The organism is Marinisporobacter balticus (assembly GCF_004345705.1).
In the GTDB taxonomy this organism is placed as follows: Bacteria; Bacillota; Clostridia; order Peptostreptococcales; family Thermotaleaceae; genus Marinisporobacter; species Marinisporobacter balticus.
In genome coordinates this window covers 18,522-31,467 of sequence record NZ_SLWV01000037.1, presented here as the reverse complement: position 1 = coordinate 31,467, position 12,946 = coordinate 18,522, and the positions used below count along the sequence as shown (strand labels likewise).

The 12,946-nt window shown below is 31.4% G+C and carries 14 protein-coding genes and 1 rRNA gene; 3 read left to right on the top strand and 12 right to left on the bottom strand.

Annotated elements, in window-relative coordinates:
• Positions 1–87 (bottom strand): 16S ribosomal RNA (locus tag EV214_RS17020); the annotation flags it as partial.
• Between the two features lie 700 nt (positions 88–787).
• On the opposite strand from EV214_RS17020, the gene EV214_RS17015 reads away from it, so the two are divergent.
• Positions 788–1,057 (top strand): hypothetical protein, encoded by a 270-nt coding sequence (locus EV214_RS17015; RefSeq protein WP_165916441.1) that lies wholly within the window; start codon positions 788–790, stop codon positions 1,055–1,057.
• Here the strand turns inward: EV214_RS17015 and EV214_RS17010 are convergent.
• Positions 1,054–1,245: a hypothetical protein gene (locus EV214_RS17010; protein WP_132247938.1), complete on the bottom strand. Its 192-nt coding sequence runs from the start codon at positions 1,243–1,245 to the stop codon at positions 1,054–1,056. The genes EV214_RS17015 and EV214_RS17010 overlap by 4 nt on opposite strands.
• 416 nt (positions 1,246–1,661) lie before the next feature.
• Between EV214_RS17010 and EV214_RS19445 the strand changes: the two genes are divergently transcribed.
• Positions 1,662–1,877 carry an ATP-binding protein gene (locus EV214_RS19445; RefSeq protein WP_279233151.1) on the top strand — a complete coding sequence of 72 codons (216 nt, stop codon included), beginning with the start codon at positions 1,662–1,664 and terminating at the stop codon, positions 1,875–1,877.
• A gap of 362 nt (positions 1,878–2,239) precedes the next feature.
• On the opposite strand, the gene EV214_RS17000 is transcribed toward EV214_RS19445, so the two are convergent.
• Positions 2,240–2,818 carry a thymidine kinase gene (locus EV214_RS17000; RefSeq protein WP_132247936.1) on the bottom strand — a complete coding sequence of 193 codons (579 nt, stop codon included), beginning with the start codon at positions 2,816–2,818 and terminating at the stop codon, positions 2,240–2,242.
• 330 nt (positions 2,819–3,148) lie between these two features.
• Here EV214_RS17000 and EV214_RS19770 point away from each other — a divergent pair, with 330 nt between their 5' ends.
• A complete protein-coding gene (locus tag EV214_RS19770) occupies positions 3,149–3,457 on the top strand; it encodes a transposase family protein (RefSeq protein ID WP_165916440.1) in 309 nt (102 codons plus the stop codon).
• Between the two features lie 783 nt (positions 3,458–4,240).
• Here the strand turns inward: EV214_RS19770 and EV214_RS16990 are convergent.
• From EV214_RS16990 to EV214_RS16950, 9 genes are all read right to left on the bottom strand, one after another.
• On the bottom strand, positions 4,241–4,840 hold the full coding sequence (locus tag EV214_RS16990; RefSeq protein WP_132247946.1) for a DUF998 domain-containing protein: 600 nt from the start codon (positions 4,838–4,840) through the stop codon (positions 4,241–4,243).
• A gap of 95 nt (positions 4,841–4,935) precedes the next feature.
• Complete coding sequence (locus EV214_RS16985; protein WP_132247932.1) at positions 4,936–5,280, bottom strand: hypothetical protein; 345 nt, start codon at positions 5,278–5,280, stop codon at positions 4,936–4,938.
• Entirely contained in the window at positions 5,267–5,512 is a 246-nt protein-coding gene (locus EV214_RS16980; protein ID WP_132247930.1) for an AbrB/MazE/SpoVT family DNA-binding domain-containing protein, read from the bottom strand. The genes EV214_RS16985 and EV214_RS16980 overlap by 14 nt, the downstream gene beginning before the upstream one ends.
• A 350-nt stretch (positions 5,513–5,862) precedes the next feature.
• Positions 5,863–7,530, bottom strand: coding sequence for an ABC transporter ATP-binding protein (locus EV214_RS16975; protein WP_132247928.1), 1,668 nt, complete (start codon positions 7,528–7,530; stop codon positions 5,863–5,865).
• Positions 7,523–9,265: an ABC transporter ATP-binding protein/permease gene (locus EV214_RS16970; RefSeq protein WP_132247926.1), complete on the bottom strand. Its 1,743-nt coding sequence runs from the start codon at positions 9,263–9,265 to the stop codon at positions 7,523–7,525. Before EV214_RS16970 ends, EV214_RS16975 begins: the two co-directional genes overlap by 8 nt.
• Before the next feature lie 142 nt (positions 9,266–9,407).
• A complete protein-coding gene (locus tag EV214_RS16965) occupies positions 9,408–10,196 on the bottom strand; it encodes an ABC transporter ATP-binding protein (RefSeq protein ID WP_132247924.1) in 789 nt (262 codons plus the stop codon).
• Positions 10,189–11,184: a FecCD family ABC transporter permease gene (locus tag EV214_RS16960; protein WP_207669723.1), complete on the bottom strand. Its 996-nt coding sequence runs from the start codon at positions 11,182–11,184 to the stop codon at positions 10,189–10,191. Before EV214_RS16960 ends, EV214_RS16965 begins: the two co-directional genes overlap by 8 nt.
• Before the next feature lie 19 nt (positions 11,185–11,203).
• Positions 11,204–12,097, bottom strand: coding sequence for a heme ABC transporter substrate-binding protein IsdE (gene isdE, locus EV214_RS16955; protein WP_132247920.1), 894 nt, complete (start codon positions 12,095–12,097; stop codon positions 11,204–11,206).
• A gap of 147 nt (positions 12,098–12,244) precedes the next feature.
• Positions 12,245–12,877: an NEAT domain-containing protein gene (locus EV214_RS16950; protein ID WP_132247918.1), complete on the bottom strand. Its 633-nt coding sequence runs from the start codon at positions 12,875–12,877 to the stop codon at positions 12,245–12,247.
• Positions 12,878–12,946: the final 69 nt, after the last annotated feature.

The following is a 12,946-nucleotide window of genomic DNA, read 5'->3' as shown; positions in this document are numbered from 1 at the left end:
GCAAGCTTTAAAACAACTTCGCTCGACTTGCATGTGTTAGGCACGCCGCCAGCGTTCATCCTGAGCCAGGATCAAACTCTTAAAATAAAAAGTTTCATTGCTCATTTTTGTTACTTTAAGTTCTTAGAACTTATTGTACTTGACTTAAGTCAAGCGCTGGCTTAAATTCTTACACTGTGTAGTTTTCAAAGATCAAAACTTTTCCGTCACCATTTGGCGACTTAATTATCTTATCATTTTTTATTGAATCTGTCAATAACTTTCTTTACTGTTCATTAGCAACTTAAATAGTATATTATATTTCGAAAGGTTTGTCGATCACTTTTTCTATTCAATAGTGATTGTTTCTTGCTACAACATTTCATATATTATCACATATTTTTTGCATTGTCAATATTTTTTATAGTATTAATGGGTGGTGATTATGAAGATGAACATTAATACTGAAATAGAAATAAAATCAGTAAAAGATTTAGGTCAGTTGAAAATATTATGAAGGTAATCCAGAAAAGAAAAAAATCAAAGCTAGATGAATATCATGATATAATCACTTCTTAGCTATCAGCAAACAATAAACAGGTATTCTATTATAAATCCCATCCATATAGATATCTTGTTAGAGAGCATAGTCTTGAATGCTGTAGAAGTAATTTTAACTACTTTATTTTAAACAATAAGAAATTTACTGAGTACTTTAATCCAAAATCATTTATTTGATTTTCTAGCCAATACATTTGAGACATTAGGTGATATTCCAGAAGAAATATTAATTGATAATGCCTCATCAATGATGGATCAAGCAAGGACTGAACATTCGAAAGGAAAAGTTGAAAATCCAATGAGAATAATTGATGAAATAATGAATTATAATGGCATTGTGGAAAACTTAGAAGCGTTACACAAAAAGATGAGTGCTATAACCAATGAAGCTAACTTATGGATATGTCATGCTACAGGCCTATCGCCTATATTAGTTTTTAGCAAAGAAAAAGAACATCTTCTGCCACTCCCAAATAATAAAATCAGTATCCACCCTTTCAAAGGGTGGTTTGACTAAACCCTATAGGCGCATGGTAGTTGCAGCCCCTTAAGGGGAACATACTGTTGCTGTTTTATCTTGTCCTCTATTATATCTGCATCTGTTTGATTTTTGATATACTTTTTTATAATATCATCCTTTTTATCTGTTGGCGCGGTTAATATTTTTTTGTGAATTTCGTCCGAACGGACACTTTTAATTTTCATATTATAAACTCCATTTCTGCTACTTTTATATTATTACTATACACTATGACGTAACGAGAGAGTCAATAGATTCCGGAAAAATGTCAAAGAATTGTATACTTACTATGATATGATACGTGCAATTCCATTTAGTATATGCTAAACTTGTATTGTACATTATTGCCCTCCTCTGTTGCCTTTGGCTTGCGAAACCTATGTCATTATACCAGAGAAGGGCTTTTATATCATATTCTTCATTTGCATTTATTCAACTCTCCCTCGCATAGCGCGGGGCTTAAGCTAGAGTTAAAGAAAGCCTATTTAGAAAATAGACTTAAAAATAGAATGAAGCATTTTAGCAAATATAAACTTTTAATAATTGATGAATAGGTTATTTGCCAATGGGTGAAGAAGAAGCAAAAATGTTTTTTTAATTAATGGACAATCGATATGAGAAAAAAAGCACAATAATTACAAGTAACATAAATTTATCAGATTGGAGTGAAATATTTGTAGATAATATGCTTGCTAGTGCTATTTTAGATAGATTAATACCTCATTCGAGTATTGTAAATATTCTGAGTAATTCTTATAGCATAGCTACTGCATTATCCAGAATATCTAATGTAGATAGCGATCAAAAGTGTACATAAAAATATTGGCAATTACCCATGCCAGACTTTCACTAGACGCACTATACAAAAAAAACATCCATATTTGGATGCCTTCTATTATATATTCTAGCATTAATTAGTCTTCTGCTGAAAATACTTTTGTTCCATCTTCTAATATTTCATAACCAGAAAAAATAGTAAAGTCCTCTAGTTTTATTTCCTTTTCTTGTAATAAAGTTTTTTCTTCCTTTTTCATGGCTCTCCCTCCTATACTTTTATATTACTCTCTATATGAAGTATTTTCCAGTATCAATCGTTCGCAACTTCCGACAATATATTTTATCTACTTCATACATAAAAAAACACCCCTTTTAAGGTGCTTTTATTGGTCTGATTTATGACTATTCTGCTATTCTTCCATCATTATAATGTTTTCTACATAATGGAATATACAATTCATTTCCACCTATCTGTATTTGTTCTCCTGCTTTAACAATTTTCCCATCTATCATTTTAGCATTGGTAGTAGCTTTTCTACCGCACCAACAAATTGTTTTTATTTCCTCTATTTTATCAGCATATACTAATAACCAATATGCTCCCTCAAACAACTCATTTTTAAAATCGTTCTTTAATCCATAACATAAAACAGGTACATTACAACTATCAACAATTTCAATTAATTCCTCTACATGATGCTTTTTTAAGAATTGACATTCATCAATGATTACACAGTCCATCTTTTGTTTGACATTTTCTTGTAAAAATATACTCAATATATTGGTTTCATCATCAATGATAATCGCTTCTTTTTCTATCCCTATTCTAGAGATTATTTTTCCTATACCATATCTATTATCTAATGCAGAAGTCAAAACCAAAGCTTTTTTTCCTCTTTCCTCATAATTATATGCTACTTTAATTACTTCAATTGATTTTCCTGCATTCATTGTACTATATCTATAATAAAGTTGTGCCATATGTAATTCCTCCTTCATATTTTTCCCTTAACTCATTTAGAAACTGTAAATACGTTACAATTTTAAAATGGTATCATTTTATTTTACACTAACTAATATTTATAGTACAGTTTTTCTACATTTTAGATCACGGCAATCGCATGAAAAAGCTAAGAAATAAAAGAAAACCTAATTGGTAAAAATTCCAAAATTGATTTATAAGTTAAATGTAGAATCCCTTAATAATAGAATAAATTAAATGTTGTTAAGGAGAGTGAAAATGAAATTTCATAACAAGGCGTAGATAAGTTTAGACAAGAAAGCAAAATAAAGCATCCGTTAATATAAATATTGTTTATAGCAATTGTTGCAACGATTACAAATGTTGATGGTTGGATAGCAATAGCTACATTTGCAGAATCAAAAGAAGAATGGTTAAAAAAGTACATTCCATTAAAAAATGGAGTACTTTCTCATGATACGTTTGAAAGAATTTTTGAAAATATCGATGTGAATGCATTTAACACCACTTTACAAGTACTCTTGTTGTTCTTTGAACTCTTTATATTTCTTTTTATCCTATTTAGATTTTTCATTGAACGATATAATGAATATCACTCTATGCATTTTACTGAATTAAGTAATTCTTTTATGCGATAGCTGGTATACAAAAGGCGTTGTTTTAGAAAGTATAAAGCAATATGACAATCTAGATCTTATTGGGCAATACGTTCTGACACAGCCATATACAACTTACCATCTGGGCCTACTGGAAAAAGAGGTAGACCAAAAGAAAAGGGTGATAAACTAAATATTAAAAATTTTACATTTACAGATGCTGGTGAATATCGTGTTGCTACAAAGCAGGCAATGACTAACCTCTTCAAAAAACCAATTTACATGACAGTTACAACAAAAGATAAAGAAGATGTTTCAAAAGTAAGAGCTTTTATCTTACAATTAATCCAAAAATATACAAATATTTAACCATAACACTGTGCAAAATGTGAAATTTGATCAGACTCAAAATGATCAGTTACCACTATGTGCATACAGTTGACATTGGAATATAGAAGTGATTTTTTACCAACACAAATTTTTTTGGTCCTTTGGTAATTGTATGGTACGTAACAAAGCTTCTATAGAATAGCATGCAAATTTATTAGCAATTACATTCACATTTGTTTCTGTGTTACCGTTTATTAATGAAAGTTTTTCAAAATATCAATTTGAAAGTCTTTAAAAAATAAAACATACTATTTCCAATACTTTTACGAAAGAATTAATTTCCGAGGGTTTTGCAAATTCACTCAAAAGCACTAAAATTTATGCTGGTGTTGCTAAAGCTATTGCATCTTTTCTTTATGGCAAAGATGTAGCTTAATTTACTTGTAAACTGGTGTATTTTATAAACAATATGATTTAATTAACCTCATATAATACCTATAAACTTGTTATAACCCAAATTATAAAAGGAGCATACATTAAGCAGCACAATACCCTTTGCCATAGCCCTTCTAAAGCAAAGACTGTATTTTGGAATTTTGGCTTATCGCCCATTACGAAAAAAGCAAACGCAATTAAGCTAAGTAGAAAAAAGGCAATCGAGGAAAATCCAAAATACCACATATCTTCTTTAAATTGAATTATTGCTAAGATTAATGGTGCAAATTGAAGAGCAATAAAACCAATAACTGAGCCAAATCCGTGGATTTTAGTGGATACAGTTACATCATCTTCTTTCTCATTTAGAGGAAAGATTCCAGATATGACCTCATCTCCTATCCCATAGATAAGAAGCAAGATAAAGAGCACAATTGCCAATTCCGCCTGTTCATTATGATAGTAGGAATAAAGCATGTATCCAAATATTGCTATTGTACAACCAGAAACAATCATCCATATATTGTAAATCATTCCCCAGGGACTTGCTTTACAGCCTAATACACTCATAACTGTTTTTAAGTGGCTATACCCTTTATACGGCAAAGCTATTAGAAACGGTATTAGTAAGTCCACTATCATTACACATACAACAATCATCCAAAACACGATTACCACCTCATAAAATATTAATAATCTTATCCTTGTATAACTGAAGCCATCGCTACGCAACTGCCTTCTGATATGTCATAAAACTACCTCCTCCAGTACACTTGATACCGATGGCGAAATGGGATACCTGTTCCTTTCTTGTGGACGGCTATGCTCTGTTCGTATGAATCTGTTATGGCATCCTTTTTTATTATCAATACATAATATAGTGGGAAAGCAAAACCAATACAAAATATCATTACAATATCTCGAAATAGAAAAAATCCAAACTCATCCACCATTGTATTGTCTTGGAATGCAACTAGTACAATACTGCATAAGATAACTAAAATTCCCGATAAAAAAGCTATTCCTGTGTCTTTCGTCCAATTAACCCTGACTCCGAATATTGTTTTAATAACAGCTTTCATTCTATTACTCATTTTCATCCTTTTCTTCCTCATCCTTATTAAAAGTACCATCTAATATCTTTAATGCAAGTCCTTTCATCAAATCCATTTTAACTATTGCCAATCCCTTCTTTTCATCGCCAAATACTAGCAATTCATTACCCGGGTTAATATCAAATTTATCTCTAGCTTCCTTCGGAATCACTATTTGGCCTCTTTCTCCTACTTTTACAGAGCCAAATATATACTTTCCTTTTTTTATTTCTGGCATTATATCATCTCCTATATTTCATTCTATTCATATTATTCATATCATACATATTAATCGTATCATGAATACTATAATTGTCAATACCTTTCATAACAACTCCAATATTGGCTTCATAAACTCATGCTATTTGGTTCAAGTTGTTACCGGTTTTTGAAAGCTTGAAATTCATTTCTTTAGGTTCAACGTCGAATTTTGTGGTTTTAGAAAAACAAAAATTAGTCAACAAAAAATAACAATGTAATTATTTCCAAATACATTGTTATTAATGTTTTAAAATCAATATTTTCATCAAATGGATTCTATAAATTGCCATTAAAAAATATATTGACCAAATCTATTTTATGCTGTTATCACAAAACTTGATGTTGAACCTTATTTTTCATTAAATATACCTCATCTGCTATAGATATGGTAGACATTCTATGAGAAACGAGGATTACAGTTTTTTCTCTACATTCATCTTTAAGGGTTTTTATGATGACCTTTTCATTTAAACTATCTAAATTACTTGTAGGCTCATCTAATAAAATAACATCTCCATCATGTAAAAAAGCTCTTGCGATTCCTAATCTTTGTCTTTCTCCACCCGATAAATTTTCTCCAAGCTCTCCTACTTTGGTTTGATAGCCATTTGACAGACTTTCTATAAAATCATGTATAGATGCTTTCTTGGCAGCTTCCTCAACTTCCTGAAAACTTGCATCCTTTTTGCCTATTCTGATATTGTCCTCTATGGTTTCATTGAATAAAAAAGTATTTTGTGTAACAAAGCCTTGGATTTGTCTTAAAGAATTTGTGTTTATATTTTTAATATCCTCATCATTTATTTTTATGCTCCCCTTCGTTGGATCCCAAAATCTCATCAATAATCTTAATAGGGTACTTTTACCGGATCCGCTCTCCCCTACGATGCCTATAATCTTCCCTTTATCTAATGTAACCGTCACATCTTGTAAAACAGGTTTGTTTTTGTTATATAAAAAATCCACATGGTTCACTTCTATATTTCCAAAGGTAATATCCTTTTTATCAGATATTTCTTTCACCATAGGTACTTCTTCTAATAAATTCAAAACACGATCTCCTGCTGCTAAGGTCAATAAGAGATTATTGGATAAATTGCTTAAGGCTACCACTGGTCCAACAGAGCTTATCATTCCTATGGTTGCAATGATCATCCCTTTAAAATCAATTAAATTTTTATGGTAAAGATATGCCCCTGTAAATAACATGCTCATGGTGAAAACGAATATAATGGTATCGGTCAATACTCTTACGATCCCTTCTTGTTTCTTGATTCCTTCTATTTCTTTATTCAATGCCTTTCCTTTTTTATTTATTTCAAAAAGTCTTTTCTCTCCTATGTTAAACATAATAATTTCTCTCATACCTTTTAAAGAATCTAGCATAAAGGTATTCATCCTGCCAAAAGAATTTCTATAATTGACTCCTGCTTCTTTTCCTAATTTTGAAGAAAAACAGGGAATCATACATCCTATGGTAAAATATCCTAGAGTAGCAAGGATTCCAAGATACAAATGAATTTTTCCAATATATATAACCATGATAACGGAAGTGATCATAGCAATCATAATAGGCGCAATAGTATGGGCATAAAAAACCTCTAATAATTCTATATCACTAGTTATAATGGTTATAAGATTTCCTTTTTCTTCGCTCTCTAGTTTTGCTGGAGAAAGCTCTCTAAGTTTTTTGAAAACCTTATCTCTTAAAATAGTTAATAATTTAAAGGCAATATAGTGCCCTGTGAATTGTTCTAAATACCTCAAAAATCCTCTTGCCACAGCACAACCAGCTACTATAATAAAAATTTCTTTAAGGGAAACCCCCATATCAAAACCTATAACCTCTAAAACGCCCATCCCTCCATAAATGGTGATAAACATAGCCGCTAAAAATCCTAATACCCCCATAGTAATGGTAATCACCATGATATGAATCAATGGTTTCACAAGACCTATGAGCTTGCCCATTATGACAATTCCTTTTCTACGCATAGTTTTCAACTCCTGACTGTTCTAATTCATTTTGCTCCGATACCAATTCAAAATACACTCCTTTTTGATCCATAAGCTTTTCATGATTCCCCATTTCTTTGAGCTTTCCTTTAGATAATACATAGATCCTATCTGCCCCTCTTACATTGTAAAGTCTATGTGATATTAAAATAACGGTTTTTATTTTTCCTAGTTCATAAATCACTTTCATGATGGCTTCTTCACTTTCTACATCAATATTGGATGTAGCTTCATCAAATATATAAATTTCACTATCATATAATAAAGCCCTTGCAAAGGCAAGTCGCTGACATTGTCCCCCTGAAAGATTTGCTCCCTCTTCTTTAATCTCTGATTTTAATCCTTTATCTAGAGACATAACAAAATCATATAAATTTACCTTTTTTAATGCTTCATGCATTTCTTTTTCTGTAGCTGTAGCTTTTCCTATTTTTAAATTATCTTCAAAGGTTCCTGTAAAAATATAACTATTATTCGTAACGACATGAATTTTTTTTCTAAGCTGGAAAGGATCAACGCTCCTAAGTTCCTTATGATTCAATAGAATTTTTCCTTCATAGTTTTTATAAAATCCCATAAGCATATTAGCTATAGTGCTTTTTCCACAACCTGATACTCCTGCTAGGGCTGTTATTTTTCCATTTTCTATATTTAAATTGATATGCTCTAAAGTTTTTCTATTCTTTTCATATGAAAAACTTATATCTTCAAATGCAATATGGATATTGTGAAAATCTTTCATCTCTTTTGTTTCTTCTTTTATGACAGGGGTATCTATGATTTTAAAAATCTTTTCTGATGCTGCAATGCCATCCATGGCTACATGAAAACATGATCCCAATACTCTTAAAGGTATAAAAAATTCTGAAGCAAGTAATATAATACAAAATGCTCCAGCCATATGGATACCCCCTGCTTTTAATTCTTTTAAAATCATGATGATCCCAATAGCACTTCCTCCATAAGCAATTAAATCCATTATATTAATAGAATTTAATTGCATGGCTAAAACCTTCATGGTAATTTTTCTAAACCTTTCTGCTTCTATGTTCATTTTTTCATTTCGTTCTTCATCTTGATCATATATTTTGAGGGTTGTAAGGCCTCTTAGATTTTCTAAAAAAGCATCTCCAAGATTTACATAAATGCTCCAATAATCTGATAAAAGATTGTTAGCAATTTTCATAATAGCTATGATAGATAATGGGATTAAAGGAACACATATGAATAACACCAATGCTACTTTTAAGTTGATAAAGCTAAATATGATAAACAAAGTGAAGGGTGCCAATAGACTATAAAAAAATTGGGGCAAATATCTCCCAAAATATATTTCTAATCGCTCTACTCCATCTATTGCAACTTGTACAATTTCTGAAGTAGATGCCATTTTTTGATAATGAATCCCTAAATCTAGAAGCTTTTTATATATGGTATTTCTAAGAAATAGTCTTGCATCCTGTGAACATTTGCTAGAAAATTTTGTTGCCATATACTTACACACAATTCTCACGGATATCACTCCAATAAATATAACTAGTGTTATACAGCTTTTTTTAAAGCTAACTCCATAATCATATGTAAATTGAATATAATGGGCAATACAAAGCATACCCATTACATTCAACAATAAACCAATCCAATTCATGAGGACTGTTAGGAAAATCCACTTTTTTGCATGCTTTACTAACTTTATTAATCTTATATTGATCATACGACTCTTCCCCCTAGCATAGTTGTTCCCATTCTATTTTAACCATTTATTCAGTTTCCCTATTTCCATTTGTTTTTTATTTGTATAATGGATTTGTAGATAAGTACATGTACTTATCTACAAATCCACTATCTCCCATGTTTTATGTATTGTACCCATGAATTTTTTTAGGAATAAAAATAAGTTTTTCTCCAAATTGATTTTTTAATATATTCATATCCACATGATAAACATCTCTTATAAGATCTTTATCTAAAATTTCCTCAGGTTTCCCCAAAGCCTGTATCTCTCCATTTTTAAGAACGATCACTTTATCACTATATTTTGCCGCCTGATTTAGATCATGAAGAACCATGATGACGGTGAAGTTTAATTTTTCATTTAATTCCTTCACTAAATCTAATATTTCTATTTGATTGTTGATATCTAAGTAGGTAGTTGGCTCATCTAATAATAGTACTTTTGGCTGTTGAGCCAGTGCCATAGCAATCCATACCCTTTGACTTTCCCCACCAGATATATGAATCATTTTTTTATTTTCCATATCTTTAAGATGTGTTTTCTCAATGGCCCAATCAATTATTTTTTCATCTTCTTTATTGATTCCCTCAAACCATGCTTTATGAGGATTTCTTCCAAAGGTCACCACCTTTCTTATAGTCATATCTTCAGGAGCCGTATTCCGTTGAGAAAGACAAGCCATATTTTTAGCGATATCCTTTCCCTTCATCTCCCAAAGGTTTTTTTTATCTAGGTGTACAATTCCATCCATAGGCTTTAATAATCTTCCTATAGCTTTTAAAACGGTTGATTTACCTGAACCATTAGGACCAATGATTGTCAAAATCTCTCCTTTTTTTACATGTATATTAAAATCCTTTACGATCACTTTTTGATCATATCCTATTTTAAAATTCTTTACCTTAAGCATGGGTTTTACGCCTCCTTAGAAGAAATAGGAAAAATGGACAACCAATCATAGCCATCATGATCCCTACAGGTAATTCTATAGGCCTTGCAATGCATCGTGCTAAGGTATCCGCTAAAAGGAGTATGATACCTCCAAAAACTGTACTCATAGGTATTAAATATTTATAGTCAGATCCTAATAATAATCTACAAACATGTGGAACAATAATCCCTATAAATCCTATAATGCCCACAGCAGATGTACTAATTCCTGCTAAAAATACTGCAACTACGGATATGAATATTCTTGTTCTATTTACATTTACCCCTAAATTAGTAGCCACATCATCTCCTAATCCTAAAAGATTAGCCCCTTTAATACAAAATAATGATAAAATAATCCCTGTTATGCAATAAGGTAAAAAACAGCTAACTTCTCTCCATCCTCTATAGGCAATACTCCCATTGATCCATAATAAAACTCCTTGAATCTTATCGCTATTCATAATGGCCAACAAAGAGGTGGCTCCTGCAAACATAGCATTAATAGCAACTCCTGATAAAATCACTCTTATAGGCTTTATGCCATTATCCCACGAAAGAATAAATACTAATGTACAAGCAAGCATAGCTCCTAAAAATGCCATAAGTGGCAATAGTTTATAAAGATGAGGAAAATATAATATCATCAAAATAGCTACTAAACTTCCCCCAGAAGAAACACCTGTGATCCCAGGATCAGCTAATGGATTTCTCATAACAGCTTGGAGTAAAGCTCCCGATATAGATAAACTAGCTCCTACAAATACTGCTAGGATAATTCTTGGAAGCCTCATGTCTAGAATAATACTTTTATTAATTTCATCACCACTTCCCCCAAAAACATCCATAATTTCTTTAATAGATATATCCACACTCCCTACCCCAATGGTTCCAATAACTAGAATCCCTAGTATTATAAAACTAAAAAAGATAATCAGTGCTTTTGTTCTGTCTTTCATATCATTCATAATTTCACCATGTCCCTCATTATTTGTACAAATATGCTTTCATTTTCCCCAAAGATTCTGTTGCTCCCATATCTCCTGTAACACCAAAATATTTTGGATCTAAATCATATACTTTATTTTCTTTTACGGCTTTAAACTTTTCCCATTGAGGATTTTTCTCGAATTCCTCTTGCACTTGTTTTTTAGCTTCATCTATATATCCATGATACATCCTAAAAATGATATCTGGGTTTTCCTTTAAAGCTACCTCTAGTGAAAAAGGTACATAAGCCCCTTTATATTTAGATTTTACTTTAGATGTAATATTTTCTGCACCCAATTTAGGAATCAAGCTTCCTGCAAAAGATTTTTCTGTAGCTAACATAAAATTTCCCGGTGCACCAAATAAAATCATCACTTTTACTTTTTTATCAAGATCTATATCTTCAAATATCTCTTTTTCTTTCTTTTCAAATGCTTCGATGATTTTTTTCCCGTTTTCTTCTTTTCCAAATTCGCTGGCTAATTCTTTTATAGTTTCTTTCACTGCATCATAAGAGCTTAAATCAGCATATCTTGGGTTGATACCATTTTGTTCAAACTTACTTCCTATCAGTTCTTTAAGGGCACCTGAAGTGACAAAAATATCTGATCCTAAGCTTTTAATCACTTCTAAATCTGGGTTCATAGGAAGTCCTATTTCTGGAAGTTCCTTTAATTCATCTGCTATCCCATATTGGGTACTAGGTCTTCCTACCATAGGAATATCTAATGCCAATAGCATCTCAGCTACTGCAACACTTCCTGCTACAATTCTTATATCTTCTTTTTTTGTATCTGTGCTATTTTGCTCCATTTCTGCTCCTTTGGCACCACAAGCAACAAACATAATACTCATGACAACAATCATCATTAAAGCTAAAAGCCGTTTCATTCATATCCCCCCTAATGGGTCATCAATAAACTCCATTCTAAGAAATTACTAGCTTTCTTAGAATAGAGTTATGTTTCAAAAGCTATCCTTTATTTTCTACTTAAACTACTTTTATAGTTTTTATATGCGCATCTATTTACATTGATTTCAATTCTTATTCTCACTATTATTTTGTACAGGGTTTCGCTTTATTTTTCCTTGATCCTTTGTTTCATTAATTTCCAATTTAGTAATATTATCCTGTAAATCCACCCTAAATTGAACTGCTGCATTTCCCATAGGTATCACATTCATGCCTAGCTTTATACTAGCATCTACCTTAGGAATTTCAAACAGAAGGGTATGGTCTGTTTTATTTTCTTCTAAATTATTTTTTTCTTCATAGGTTTTCAAAAGCTTACTGATATGTTCTACTTCTTTTCCATTAATCATAACTTTTCTGTTTTGCATCCAGTCTGTTCTTCTAAGATTGATAGATAAATATTCTTTATTTTTATTCTTGTCTTTTTCATCCTTTACCACTTCTAAAATTGCCGTTTTGTCCATATATTGCCCTGCCATAGATAACTCATCTTTATCCGCTTTTAAAGCATATACACTTACGGTATATTTTCCTACCTTTAATGGTTCCTGTTCTCCCTTTATCACAGTTTTTTCTGTTTGAGAAGGACCTTGTGATTCAATAGTTTTCATTCCTTCAGCTGAAGCTTGTAGAGGGGAGGCCACTAGACAGCCTGCTACAAAAACAGCAGTGGATAGTATTAACAATTTATTTTTCATATCATTCTCGCTCCTCTTTTTAGGGTACAGTTATGCTCCAATTTAGCTTCTCTACCCAAATAATCTTTC